The organism is Leisingera sp. ABD4_442 (assembly GCF_056160905.1).
The window spans coordinates 38,093-49,944 of the sequence record NZ_JBSWYB010000011.1 but is presented as its reverse complement, the minus strand read 5'-3'; the positions used below and the strand labels follow the sequence as shown (position 1 = coordinate 49,944).

Genomic DNA, 11,852 nt, shown 5'->3' with positions numbered 1-11,852 from the left:
CTGGGTTGCAGCATTGCTGCAAAGGTATCAGCAGTTGAAGTGATCCCCATGACAAAAGCCCTTCTGTTTTCCGCAACCGTTCTGCTGGCCCTCCCTGCCTTGGCTGAGCCGGTGCCGCGCCTCGAGGAATTCCTGTCCATACTGCGCCAAAACGGCTGCAGCATGTCGAGTGATGAAGCGGACAGAATTTTGTTCAAGCACGGCTTCACCCCGGACGACGTCTGGCCAATTGCCGATTATTTAACCGGGCGCGGCGAGGCCACCATCGAGAAGAAGGAAGGCCGGCTGGTTCTGTCCGGGCCGGTCTGCAGCGCCGGTTAATTTGAAGCGCCTGCACTGGCTGGCGGCTTCTGCCCTCTTTTGATAGCTTGGCAGCGCAACCCGGAGACCCCGCATGATCCGTGCTTTCCGCAACCTGATTGAACGCCAGCTGACCAAGGCCCAGGCCGAGGGGCAGCTGCAGGGGCTGGAGGGCGAAGGCAAGCCGCTGCCCAACCGCAGCAGCGAAGCGCATGTGGACGCCGGGCTGGCGGCGGGAATGCGGATCATGGCGCAGGCCGGCGTGGTGCCGGAGGAGTTCGGGCTGAAAGAACAGCTCGCCGCAGCGCGTAAGGAATACGCTGCGCTGACGGATCCTGAGCAGCGCAAGGCGGCGATGGCACGGATCTCGGACCTGGAAATGCGCTACAACATGGCGCGGGATGCGCGGAAATCCTTCTTCCGTTAGCGCAACACCCCGTTGTTTCCCGCCGGATTCGCGCTATAGACAGCGCCAAGACAGACCATTCCAAAGAAGAGTGACGCATTATGGCCAAAGACGCTTCTGTACATCAGGAACAACTCGACCGCATCGCCGCTGGCAAGGGCTTCATTGCCGCGCTGGACCAGTCCGGCGGCTCGACCCCGAAGGCGCTGGCGCTTTATGGCGTGAACGAGGACGCCTATTCGGGTGACGACGAGATGTTCGCCGAGATCCATAAGATGCGCACCCGCATCATCACCTCGCCGAGCTTTGGCAAGGACCGCATCCTGGGGGCAATCCTGTTCGAGAAGACCATGGACGGCGAGATCGAAGGCAAGCCGACCGCGGATTTCCTGTGGGGCAACTGCGGCGTGGTGCCGTTCCTGAAGGTCGACAAGGGCCTGGCCGATGAGGCCAACGGCGTGCAGATGATGAAGCCGATGCCGGAACTGGACGCGCTGCTGGAGCGTGCCAACGGCAAAGGCATCTTTGGCACCAAGATGCGTTCGGTCGTCAAGGAAGCAAACGCAGAAGGAATCAAGGCGGTTGTCGCCCAGCAGTTCGAAGTGGGCCAGCAGATCGTTGCGGCCGGCCTGGTGCCGATCATCGAGCCGGAAGTGGACATCAATTCCGCCACCAAAGCCGAGGCCGAGGAGCTGCTGAAGGCCGAGATCAAGGCGCAGCTGGATGCCCTGCCGGCGGACAGCAAAGTGGCGCTGAAGCTGACCATCCCGACCAAAGCGGGCCTGTACGACGATCTGGCCGATCACGCCAATGTGGTGCGGGTTGTGGCGCTGTCGGGCGGTTATACCACCGACGACGCCTGCGCGCGCCTGGCGCAAAACGCCAAGATGATCGCCTCCTTCAGCCGCGCGCTGACCGAGGGGCTGAACGTGTCGATGTCCGACGCAGAATATGACGCCGCCCTGGGGGCCAATATCTCCAAGATCTACGACGCCTCGCTGTAAGGGGCCGCAGACTGCGATTTGAGAAGGCCGCGCCGGCACAAGGGCGCGGCCTTTTTCGTTGGATCAGCGGCCGTTGCGCCCGGCGCAGCAGACCGCCAGCACCAGCCCCGCACCGCTGAGAAACGGCAGCCAGAAAAAGCGCAGCGCCGTGAGGGTGAACCAGCCGGGCTGATCCTCCGGCGCCTGGCCTGCACCGCCAAGCCAGGCCCAGAAGATCAGCGCCGAGGCGGAGATCAGCACCCCGCAAAAGGCAATCAGCCAGCGCGCCGAGCTAGGCATCTGCGCCTCGGCCGGGCGGGGCCGGCCGCGGGCCTCCAGCCATCCGCTCACGCCGCTTCGGTCAGAGAGGGGCGGATGCCGGTGCAGCTGACCCTGTTTTCATTGGAAGCCAGATAGCGCTGCGCCTCCTCGCGGTCGCCAAAGCTGAGCGCTTCGTCATAAAAATAGGTGATCCTGTCCCCGGTCCGGGACAAGAGGCCGCCGCTTTCAAACAGGATAAACCATTTCTTGCGCACCAGATGCATCAGCCTCACTCCTTTCTGAAGCCCGGCAGAGGACGGTTGTGCCCCGGCCGGTTCTATTGCGTTACACAAGGGTGCAAACAGCCATCCGGGGGCCGTTGCGGCCTGCCCGGCGACAGGGTCCAATTGCTGAATTGGCCTGATTTGCGCCCTCCTGAAGGCAGGTTTCGCCCCCAGATGTTGCCAAATGGTTAACGCCGGTTTCTGCTGGTTTTACGCGGCATCATTCTGCCGGGCGGCGGCGGTTTCCCGCCTGCATCGGCGGATTTACGGAGAATTTGGCGAAATTCCGCTGTTGCGGTTTCGGGCCGCCTGCCGGCAGGAAACCGCCGGTGCCCGGACGGCGTCCGCAGCCGCCGGCCGTGCCGCCCGCGGGATGCGGGGCAATGAGTATTTTTGACCAGAAAGAAGCCCGGCGGTGCGCGTCAGCCGAAATCGGGCGGGCGTTTCTGCAGCCCTGCTGCCACCGCCTCGATCTGGTCGGGCTTGCCGATCAGATCCAGCTGTTCGGCGCTTTCGGCCAGCAGCACATCGGCCTGGGCGGCGCCGCTTTCGGCATAGGTGATCAGCCGTTTGGCGGCGCACACGGCAGAGGGGCTTTGGGCGGCGATTTCCTGGGCCAGCGCATTGGCGCGGCTGAGCGGGCTGCCTGCCAGTTCGGTGACCAGCCCCCAGTCCAGCGCCTGCTGGGCCGCCACCTTCTCAGCCGTCCAGGTGAGGCGGCGCAGCACGTCGGAGCGCAGCAGCCGCGGCAAGAGCGCCATGCCGCCCATATCGGGGATCAGGCCCCATTTCATCTCCATCACCGAGAGCTGCGTGTCGGGGTGGGCAATGCGGATGTCGGCGCCCAGCGCGATCTGCAACCCGCCGCCGAAACAGGCGCCGTGGAGGGCTGCGATCACCGGCATGGGCAGCCGCCGCCAGATCATCGCCACCTCCTGGAAGGCATTGGCGTCTTCGTGGGTGCGCTCCATGAGCAGAGTGCTGAGGTCGCGCTGCGCAAAGCCGGCCAGTGCCGCCATGTCGAGGCCCGCGCAGAAGCTCTTGCCGGCGCCCGAGAGCACCACTGCGCGGGCGTCCGAGGCGGCCACCTCCTGGCCCGCGGCGATGATCATTTCGATCATCTCCTCATCAAGCGCGTTGTGCTTGTCCGGGCGGGCCAGCGTCACATAGGCGATGTGGTCCTTGTAGCCGGTGGTGACTTTCTTCATGGCTGCTCCCCCTGGTCCGCTATATGCCCAGCCTGCCCCGGAAGCGGCGGACATGCCAGCCCTACCTGAGGTCAGGAGCGCGGGGTCAGGGTCTGGGCTGCAGCGGCATCCGGGCGAAGAACGGCGACTCGAGGGTCATGATGTAGAGCTGCCCGTCCATCACCCTGCCGCCGGTGGTGACACCGAGGCGCCCGTCCGGGTCCTGCAGCGTGCGCAGCACGTTGCCCTGCCCGTCGACCTGGATGATCATGCCGCGGTGGATGGGGGCCGGGCGCACCAGCGGGCCGAGGCGCCAGATGACTTTGCGCAGGAACGGATAGGGCATCAGTTTTTCCGACGGCACCCGCGGGCTGGCGAAGGCGAGCCAATAGGTGCCGTCGCCCTGGGCCTCGAGGTTGTCGGGGTAGCCGGGGAGATTGTCCAGGAACACCTCCTGCTCGCCCTTGCGCGGCCCTTTGAGCCAGAGCCGGTGGACGCGGGCGCGGCCTGTTTCGTTGATCAGCAGGAAGTCTTCGTCCGGCGAGAGGGCAATGCCATTGGTGTAGACAAAGCCGGTGGCGATTTTTTCCACGGTGCCGTCCGGTTTGATCCGCGCCACATAGCCGGTGTTTGACTGCTCCCAGATCGTCAGGATCGAAGTTGGCTTGGTGCCGCCCAGGGTTTCCGGGTCGAAGCGGTCCGACGAGTTGGAGAAATAGATGGTGCCGTCGCGGGCCACATCCAGCTGGTTGGCATAGACGATCGGGGCGCCGCCCACGCTGTCCGCCACCACCTCCAGCCTGCCGGGGCCGGACCAGCGCAGGATGCCGCGGAAGCTGTCGGCGATATAAAGCGCGCCGTCCGGGCCGCCCCTGAGCCCCAGCGGGCGGCCGCCGAGACTGTCCGCCAGCACCGGCTCAGCCCCGTCGATGCGGTAGAGATTGCCTGCGAGGCTGGTGGTGTAGATGGCGCCGTCCGGGGTTTGGGCGATGTCCTCCGGCCCCAGGTCTCCGTCTGGCAGTTGGATCAGCCGGGCCGCGTCCAGCGCATTGTTTTCGGCGTAATCGCCAGTGAAGCCCGGGGCCTCGGGCGGGGTGTATGCGATGGGCTCGACCGGCACCGGCCAGAACAGGAGGTAGCCGAGGGCGGCGGCCGGCAGGGCCAGGGCAATGCGCATGAAAGAATCCTTGTTGAACTGGGGGCAGACTGCGCAGGCAGCGGGCGGGACGCAAGCCTTGCTCCGCCTGGCGGCTTGGGGTTATCTGCCGCCATGACTGGTCCCCGCTATACCCCGCTTGCGCAATCGCTGCCCGCCACCGTGCCCTTTGTCGGCCCCGAAACGCAGGAGCGTGCCCGCGGCGCGGCGTTTGCCGCGCGGCTGGGGGCGAATGAGAATATCTTCGGCCCCTCGCCCCGGGCGCTGGAGGCGATGGCGCAGGCCTCGGCAGAGATCTGGAAATACGGCGACCCGGAGAGCCATGAGCTGCGCCAGGCGCTGGCGGGTCATCACGGGGTGAGCCCGGCGCATATCATCGTGGGCGAAGGCATTGACGGGCTGCTGGGCTATTTGCTGCGGCTGCTGGTTGGGCCGGGCGATGCGGTGGTGACCTCGCTGGGGGCGTACCCGACCTTCAACTATCATGCGGCGGGCTTTGGCGGAATGATCCATACGGTGCCCTACAAGGACGACCGCGAGGATTTCGAGGCGCTGTTTGCCAGGGCGGCTGAGGTGGATGCCAAGATCGTCTATCTGGCCAATCCGGACAATCCGATGGGCAGCTGGCACCAGGGCGCGGAGATTGCCGCGGCGCTGAACCATCTGCCCGATGGCTGCCTGCTGCTGCTGGACGAGGCCTATGTGGAATGCGCGCCGGAGGGCACCGCGGCGCCCATCAGTGCCGATGATGCGCGGGTGATCCGGATGCGGACCTTTTCCAAGGCGTATGGCATGGCGGGCGCGCGGGCGGGCTATGCCATCGGCCATCCGGAGCTGATTGCCGCCTTCAACAAGGTGCGCAATCACTTTGGCATGAACCGGGCGGCGCAGGCGGGGGCGCTGGCGGCGCTGCAGGATCAGGACTGGCTGGCAAAGGTGCTGGCGCAGATTGAGGCTGCGCGGGTGCGGATTGCAGAAATTGCGGCAGAGAACGGGCTGGCCGCCCTGCCCTCTGCCACCAATTTCGTGGCAATCGACTGCGGCCGGGACGGGGCCTTTGCCAAGATGGTGCTGGAGGGGCTGGTGGATCAGGGGATCTTTGTGCGGATGCCCTTTGCCGCGCCGCAGAACCGCTGCATAAGGGTGAGCTGCGGGCCGGAGGCGGAGCTGGACGCCTTTGCCGCGGCGCTGCCGCAGGCGCTGGCCGCAGCGCGGGCGGGCTGAGGGCGGCGGCTGAAACCTGCCGGCAGGCGCTGTGATCGCGGCGGTTTTACCGGACATTCACCCCTTCCGGGCTACCATCAAGGGGTAACACCGGGAGAATTGTCATGCGTGACCCTGAACTGCCGGACGGAATGCCGGATTTCTTTACCGCTGCCATCATGTTTGCCGGGATCAACCTGATGTGGATCTTCTTTGTGGTCTGGGTGATTTACGGGCTGGTGCCCGTGCTGGTGCTGGCGGTACTGATCAACCATCTCATCACCAGGCTGGAAATCCGCCTGAATTCGCAAAAGGCGTGACGCCCGCGCACGCCCGGCGCTGCAAACGGGGGCCGGGTTTTGCAGACGGGGGCGGCCTGTGCAAACGGGGCCTCAGCGGCCCGCTGGTATTCAATGGCGCGCCAGCATTCAGCGGCCCGCCAATACCTGTGCAGCCGCCTCCAGCGCGCCTGATCCGTGCGGAACATCCAGCGCGGTGAGGCCGGTTTGGATGCCGCCCAGAAGACCCATCACCATCTGACCGTTCACATGGCCCATGTGGCCCAGCCGGAAATAGCCGTGCCATTCCGGGCTTTTGGGGGCCACCATGCCAAGGCCGATGCCCAGCGTCAGGCCCAGGTTCTGCTCCACCCAGCCGCGCAGCCGGGTGCCATCCGGCGCGCCGATGTGCAGTGCGGTGACCGCGTGGGAGCGCAAAGACCGGTCCGCCACATTCATCCGCAGCGGGCCGTCCGCGCCCCAGGCCTCGCAGGCCGCCCAGATGGCGCGGGCCAGATGAGCGTGGCGTTTCCACGTGTTTTCAATGCCTTCGCCGTGGATCATGTCCAGCGCCGCACGCAGGCCATAGAGGTGATGGGTGGGCGCGGTGCCGCCGAAATACTGGTAGAACTCCTCCGGGTTGGCGCGCGGCGCCCAGTCCCAGTAGCGGCTGATGCGCGGCAATGCGGCCCGCGCCGCGGCGGCACGCTCGTTGAAGAACACAAAGCTGAGCCCCGGCGGCATCATCAGCCCCTTCTGGCTGGCGGTGACCATCACGTCGACGCCCCAATCGTCCATCTCGAATTGCTCACACCCCAAAGAGGCGATGCAATCGGCCATTAGCAGCGCCGGGTGGCCTGCCGCATCCAACAGGCTGCGCAGGGCCGCGATGTCGTTGCGGATCGAGCTGGAGGTGTCAACATGCACGCCCAGCACTGCCTTGATGCGGTGGCCCGTGTCGGCGGCAAGCGCATCGGCGATGCGGCCCATGTCCCAGGGGGCGCTGGTGCCGAAATCGAGCACCTCGGTTTCGATCCCCAGCCCCTGGGCCATTTCCGACCAGCCGATGGCAAAGCGGCCCGAGGCGGGGACCAGAACGCGGTCGCCGGGCTGCAGGGTGTTCTGCAGCGCCGCCTCCCAGGCGCCGTGGCCGTTGGCGATATAGATCGCCGCGTGATGATCCGTGCGCGCCACCCGCCGCAGGTCCGGGATCAGGGCGGCGGTCATCTCTACCAGCTCGCCGGCATAGATGTTGGGCGACGGGCGGTGCATGGCCTGCAGCACCTGATCGGGCACAACCGACGGGCCCGGGATCGCCAGATAGGGCCGGCCTGCCGATAGGTTCAGTGATCCGCTCATGTCTGATGTTCCTTGCGGCGCGGGCGGGAAGAAAGCCGCCGCAGTTGATCCATGGCGGCACAGTAGCCGGCAGCGGCGCAGGGTCAATTCCCGCTGACGCAGGGTCACGGCGAAGTGCTTGCGCCCTGCCCCCCAGCTGCTTAAATGGCGCTGGAACGACAGGGAAAGGCCCGCAATGACACGAATTTCCCGCCGGAAAGCGCCGAGATGAGCCAGAAACCGCACAAGTCCTCAAAAGAGCTGTTCGGCTGGCTGTGGCGCGGATACCTGCGCCATTACATCGGTCTGCTGGGCATTGCCGTGGTCTTCATGCTGGTGGAGGGCGCCACCATGGGCGCGCTTGGCTATATGATGCAGCCGATGTTCGACCTGGTGTTTGTTGCGGGCAACACCAATGCGCTGGTCTGGGTCAGCCTGGCGTTCCTGGCGATCTTCACCCTGCGCGGCGTCTCCAGCGTCACCCAGAAGGTGCTGCTGAGCAAGGTGTCGCAGACTTCTGCCGCGCATCTGCGCAAGGACATGCTGGCCCGCCTGATCCGCCAGGACCCGGCGTTTCACCAGCAGCACCCGCCGGGCCTGCTGCTGCAGCGGGTGCAAAGCGACGTCGGCGCGATCAATGCGGTTTGGCAGGCGGTGATCACCGGCGCGGGCCGTGATCTGGTGGCACTGGTGGCGGTGCTGGGCGTGGCCTTCAGCATCGACTGGCGCTGGACGCTGATCCTGCTGATCGGGGTGCCGGTGCTGTTGCTGCCGATCTCCACCATCCAGCGCTATGTGCGCAAGAAGGCGTCGCGCGCCCGCGATTTGGGCGCTGATCTGGCCACAAGGCTGGACGAGATTTTCCACGGCATCGTGCCGGTCAAGCTGAACCGGCTGGAAGAGTATCAGACCCGCCGCTTTGGCGAGCGGCAGGACGAATTTGTCAAATCCGAGGTCAAGGCGGCCTTTGGCACCTCCTCGATTTCGGGCATGACCGACATTATGGCCGGTGTCGGCTTCATGGCGGTGCTGCTTTATGGCGGCAACGAGATCATTGCGGGCGAAAAGACCGTCGGTCAGTTCATGAGCTTCTTCACCTCGATCGGGCTGTCGTTTGAGCCGATGCGGCGGCTGGCCAATATTTCCGGCGTGTGGCAGGGCGCGGCGGCGGCGCTGGAGCGGATCAAGGAGCTGCTGGACGCGCCGATCCTGCTGAGCGAGCCAGACCAGCCGAAGCCGGCGCCGCAAGGCCTGCCCGCGATCAAGCTGGAGGCGGTGGACCTGAGCTATGGCGATGCGCAGATCCTGAACGGGCTGGGGCTGGAGGCGGAGGCCGGCAAGACCACCGCGCTGGTGGGTGCGTCGGGGGCCGGCAAATCGACGATCTTCAACCTGCTGACCCGGATGGTGGACCCGCAGGCGGGCTCTGTCACCGTGGGCGGGGTTGAGGTGCGCGACCTGAACACCGCCGATCTGCGCGGGCTGTTTTCGGTCGTCACCCAGGATGCGATGCTGTTTGACGAGACCCTGCGCGAGAACATCGTGCTGGGCCGCACCGATGTGAGCGACGAGGAACTGCAGGCCGCCTTGGAGGCCTCGCATGTGGCGGATTTCCTGCCCAAGCTGGAACACGGGCTGGAGACACGGGTGGGGCCGCGCGGCTCTGCCCTGTCGGGGGGCCAGCGGCAGCGGGTGGTGATTGCGCGGGCCTTGCTGCGCAACACGCCGGTGCTGCTGCTGGACGAGGCGACCTCAGCCCTGGATGCGCAGTCCGAGAAGGTGGTGCAGAAGGCGCTGGACAGGCTGGCGGGCGGACGCACCACGCTGGTGATTGCGCATAGGCTGTCGACGATCCGCAATGCCGACAAGATCGTGGTGATGGACCGCGGCCAGGTGGTGGATCAGGGCAGCCATGACGAGCTGCTGGCGCGCGGCGGGCTTTATGCCGATCTCTACCGGCTGCAATTCCAGGACGGCAAGACGGTGGTGGATACCGCGGGCATTGCAGCCCAGGCGGAGCAGGTGCCCGGCGGCGCCCGGCGCGGCAAGGAACGCTGGTTCCGCCGCTTTGCGAAGAAGGTGTTCGGGTAAGCAACTTCCGTTTCATGCTGAGGGCCGGGCAAAACAGTTATTTGCTGTAGGACTTTGCCAGGGTTTCCGGCTTTACCCCCAGAAAATACCGCATCAGCGTCCAAAGGTTGCGCGTGCCGCGCCGCAGCCAGCCTGCGCGCTGGTAGCGCGCGGCGCTGGTCAGTGCCGCGCAGGGCAGCAGCGTTATGGTGCCGAGGCGGCGCACCAGTGCCACATCCTCCATCAGCGGCTGGTCGGGATAGCCGCCTGCGGCCTCATAAGTTTCGCGGCGGATCAGCAGGCCCTGATCACCGTAGGGCAGCGCAAACAGCCGGGTGCGCAGGTTGGCCCAGCCGGCCACCCAGGCGGGCATCAGCCCGCGCGCCCGGAATTTCAGGCGGAAACAGGCAGGGCTGCCCTGCCCCTCTGCCAGATGCTGCGCCGCCGATGCGGCCCAGCCCGGCTGCAGGTGGGTGTCGGCGTGGATCACCAGCAGCCACTCGCCCTGCGCTGCCGCGCAGCCCCGGCGCAATTGGCCGCCGCGCGAGGGCGCGCCGCTGATCCATTCGGCGCCCGCCGCTTCAGCAATGGCGCGGGTGGCATCCGTGGAGCCGCCGTCGCTCACCACCAGTTCGCGGATCAGCCCTGCCGCCAGCCCCTCCATCAGGTGCTCCAGCGTGGCGGGCAGCTCCTCAGCCGCGTTCAGGGTGGGGATCACGATGCTGACCGGCGCGGGCATGGGGGCTCCTTGAGGCGGATTTGCTGTTTTCTTCCGCCCTGCTTCCTATATCACTGGGCCAAGCAGTGAAACGCCTTTGGAGAGACCAGATGACCGACCGCCGCATCCTGCGCCTGAGTGGCAGCGACGCCAAGAGCTTCCTGCAGGGGCTTGTGACCAGCAATGTGGACCGGCTGGAGGACGGGCTGGTTTACACCGCGCTGCTGACGCCGCAGGGCAAATACATCGCGGATTTCTTTCTGGCGGCTGACGGCGATGCGGTACTGCTGGATGTGGAGGCGTCATTGGCCGAGGGGCTGATGAAGCGGCTGAACATGTACCGGCTGCGCGCCGATGTGCAGGTGGAGATGACGGAGCTGCAAGTAAAGCGCGGCACCGGGGATAGGCCGGAGGGCGCGCTGGCTGATCCTCGCCACGGGGATATGGGCTGGCGGCTTTATGGGGCTGAGGGCGGTGATGACGGCAGCGACTGGGACACAATCCGGGTGGCGCACTGCATCCCCGAAACAGGCGTTGAGCTGGGGCCGGAGAGCTATATCCTGGAGGCCGGGTTCGAGGCGCTGAACGGGGTTGATTTCCGCAAGGGCTGCTATGTCGGCCAGGAGGTGACCGCGCGGATGAAGCACAAGACCGAGCTGCGCAAGGGGTTGCGCACGGTGGATGTCGAGGGCGCGGCGCCGGTGGGGACGGAGATCACCGCAGGCGGCAAACCCGTGGGCACGCTGTTCACCCAGTCGGGCGGCAAGGGCATTGCCTATCTGCGGTTTGACCGCGCCAAGGGGGAGATGCAGGCCGGGGACGCCCGCGTCACCTGGCACGCGTGAGCGGGCTGAACGATACCGTTCTGTCCCTGCTGGGTGCCGAGGTTTTGCGCGCCCGCCCGCTGCATGGCGGCGACCTATCGGAGGTGCAGCTTCTGGAGCTGACGGACGGCCGCCACGTGGTGGCCAAAACCGGCCCGCTGGTTTCGGTGGAGGCTGCGATGCTGCGCGCGATCCGGGACGCGGGCGCGCCTGCGCCCGAGGTTCTGGGCGCCGCCGGTCAGGTGCTGCTGATGGAAGCGCTGGAGGAGACCGCGGCCGGCGCCGCAGGCTGGCAGGCGCTGGGGCATTCGCTGCGGCAGCTGCATTCCGCAACCGGGCCGCACTATGGCTGGGCGGAGGGTTATGCCTTTGGCCCGGTGGCGATCCCCAACACGCCGCAGGATAACTGGGCGGAGTTCTGGGCCAGCCGCCGCCTGCTGGCAGCCCCGGACGCCCTGCCCCGCGACCTGCGGCTGCGGGTTGAGACCTTGTGCAAGCGCCTGCCTGAACTGCTGCCCGCAGCACCGCCTGCCGCCCTGCTGCATGGCGATCTGTGGAGCGGCAATGTGCTGTTCAGCGGACCCGCCGCCTATCTGATCGACCCGGCCTGTTACTGGGGCGACGCCGAGGTGGATCTGGCAATGCTGCATCTGTTTGGCGCGCCGCCTGCCGCGTTTCACAGCGCATACGGTGCGCTGGAGCCGGGACACGAGGCGCGCCGCCCCCTCTATCAGCTGTGGCCCGCGCTGGTGCATCTGCGGCTGTTCGGCAGCGGCTATCGCGGCATGGTGGAGGCGCGGCTGGAGGTGCTGGGCTTCTGACAAGCCTCTGTTCACGTGATTGC

The 11,852-nt window shown here is 66.3% G+C and carries 14 protein-coding genes; 8 read left to right on the top strand and 6 right to left on the bottom strand.

The genetic code is table 11. The annotated features are described in order from the left end of the window. The first annotated feature begins 48 nt into the window (after positions 1–48). From ACXAHG_RS11015 to ACXAHG_RS11005, 3 genes are all read left to right on the top strand, one after another. Positions 49–321 (top strand): hypothetical protein, encoded by a 273-nt coding sequence (locus tag ACXAHG_RS11015; RefSeq protein WP_475057236.1) that lies wholly within the window; start codon positions 49–51, stop codon positions 319–321. Positions 322–394: 73 nt separating this feature from the next. After that, positions 395–727 (top strand): DnaJ family domain-containing protein, encoded by a 333-nt coding sequence (locus ACXAHG_RS11010; RefSeq protein ID WP_475057234.1) that lies wholly within the window; start codon positions 395–397, stop codon positions 725–727. Between the two features lie 80 nt (positions 728–807). Continuing rightward, the gene (locus ACXAHG_RS11005) at positions 808–1,710 is read left to right on the top strand and encodes a fructose bisphosphate aldolase (protein ID WP_475057233.1); all 903 of its coding nucleotides are present in this window, start codon (positions 808–810) and stop codon (positions 1,708–1,710) included. Between the two features lie 63 nt (positions 1,711–1,773). Here ACXAHG_RS11005 and ACXAHG_RS11000 read toward each other — a convergent pair whose 3' ends face one another. From ACXAHG_RS11000 to ACXAHG_RS10985, 4 genes are all read right to left on the bottom strand, one after another. Beyond that, complete coding sequence (locus ACXAHG_RS11000) at positions 1,774–2,040, bottom strand: hypothetical protein (protein WP_475042079.1); 267 nt, start codon at positions 2,038–2,040, stop codon at positions 1,774–1,776. Further along, positions 2,037–2,234 carry a hypothetical protein gene (locus ACXAHG_RS10995; protein ID WP_475042077.1) on the bottom strand — a complete coding sequence of 66 codons (198 nt, stop codon included), beginning with the start codon at positions 2,232–2,234 and terminating at the stop codon, positions 2,037–2,039. Before ACXAHG_RS10995 ends, ACXAHG_RS11000 begins: the two co-directional genes overlap by 4 nt. A 422-nt stretch (positions 2,235–2,656) precedes the next feature. Continuing rightward, a complete protein-coding gene (locus ACXAHG_RS10990) occupies positions 2,657–3,442 on the bottom strand; it encodes a crotonase/enoyl-CoA hydratase family protein (RefSeq protein WP_475057232.1) in 786 nt (261 codons plus the stop codon). Between the two features lie 85 nt (positions 3,443–3,527). Further along, positions 3,528–4,598 (bottom strand): SMP-30/gluconolactonase/LRE family protein, encoded by a 1,071-nt coding sequence (locus tag ACXAHG_RS10985; protein WP_475057231.1) that lies wholly within the window; start codon positions 4,596–4,598, stop codon positions 3,528–3,530. 93 nt (positions 4,599–4,691) lie between these two features. Between ACXAHG_RS10985 and ACXAHG_RS10980 the strand changes: the two genes are divergently transcribed. Next, a complete protein-coding gene (locus ACXAHG_RS10980) occupies positions 4,692–5,801 on the top strand; it encodes a pyridoxal phosphate-dependent aminotransferase (protein ID WP_475057230.1) in 1,110 nt (369 codons plus the stop codon). A 104-nt stretch (positions 5,802–5,905) separates the two neighbouring features. Continuing rightward, on the top strand, positions 5,906–6,100 hold the full coding sequence (locus ACXAHG_RS10975) for a histidinol phosphate aminotransferase (protein ID WP_475057229.1): 195 nt from the start codon (positions 5,906–5,908) through the stop codon (positions 6,098–6,100). Between the two features lie 108 nt (positions 6,101–6,208). Here the strand turns inward: ACXAHG_RS10975 and ACXAHG_RS10970 are convergent, their stop codons facing one another. Further along, the gene (locus ACXAHG_RS10970; RefSeq protein WP_475057227.1) at positions 6,209–7,417 is read right to left on the bottom strand and encodes a pyridoxal-phosphate-dependent aminotransferase family protein; all 1,209 of its coding nucleotides are present in this window, start codon (positions 7,415–7,417) and stop codon (positions 6,209–6,211) included. 207 nt (positions 7,418–7,624) lie between these two features. Between ACXAHG_RS10970 and ACXAHG_RS10965 the strand changes: the two genes are divergently transcribed. Next, complete coding sequence (locus ACXAHG_RS10965) at positions 7,625–9,487, top strand: ABC transporter ATP-binding protein (RefSeq protein ID WP_475057353.1); 1,863 nt, start codon at positions 7,625–7,627, stop codon at positions 9,485–9,487. Between the two features lie 37 nt (positions 9,488–9,524). On the opposite strand, the gene ACXAHG_RS10960 is transcribed toward ACXAHG_RS10965, so the two are convergent. After that, positions 9,525–10,205, bottom strand: a complete 681-nt coding sequence (locus tag ACXAHG_RS10960; RefSeq protein ID WP_475057225.1) for a TIGR04283 family arsenosugar biosynthesis glycosyltransferase — start codon at positions 10,203–10,205, stop codon at positions 9,525–9,527. An 89-nt stretch (positions 10,206–10,294) separates the two neighbouring features. Here ACXAHG_RS10960 and ygfZ point away from each other — a divergent pair, with 89 nt between their 5' ends. Next, complete coding sequence (ygfZ, locus tag ACXAHG_RS10955; protein ID WP_475057223.1) at positions 10,295–11,029, top strand: CAF17-like 4Fe-4S cluster assembly/insertion protein YgfZ; 735 nt, start codon at positions 10,295–10,297, stop codon at positions 11,027–11,029. Next, positions 11,026–11,829 carry a fructosamine kinase family protein gene (locus ACXAHG_RS10950; RefSeq protein WP_475057221.1) on the top strand — a complete coding sequence of 268 codons (804 nt, stop codon included), beginning with the start codon at positions 11,026–11,028 and terminating at the stop codon, positions 11,827–11,829. Before ygfZ ends, ACXAHG_RS10950 begins: the two co-directional genes overlap by 4 nt. Positions 11,830–11,852: the final 23 nt, after the last annotated feature.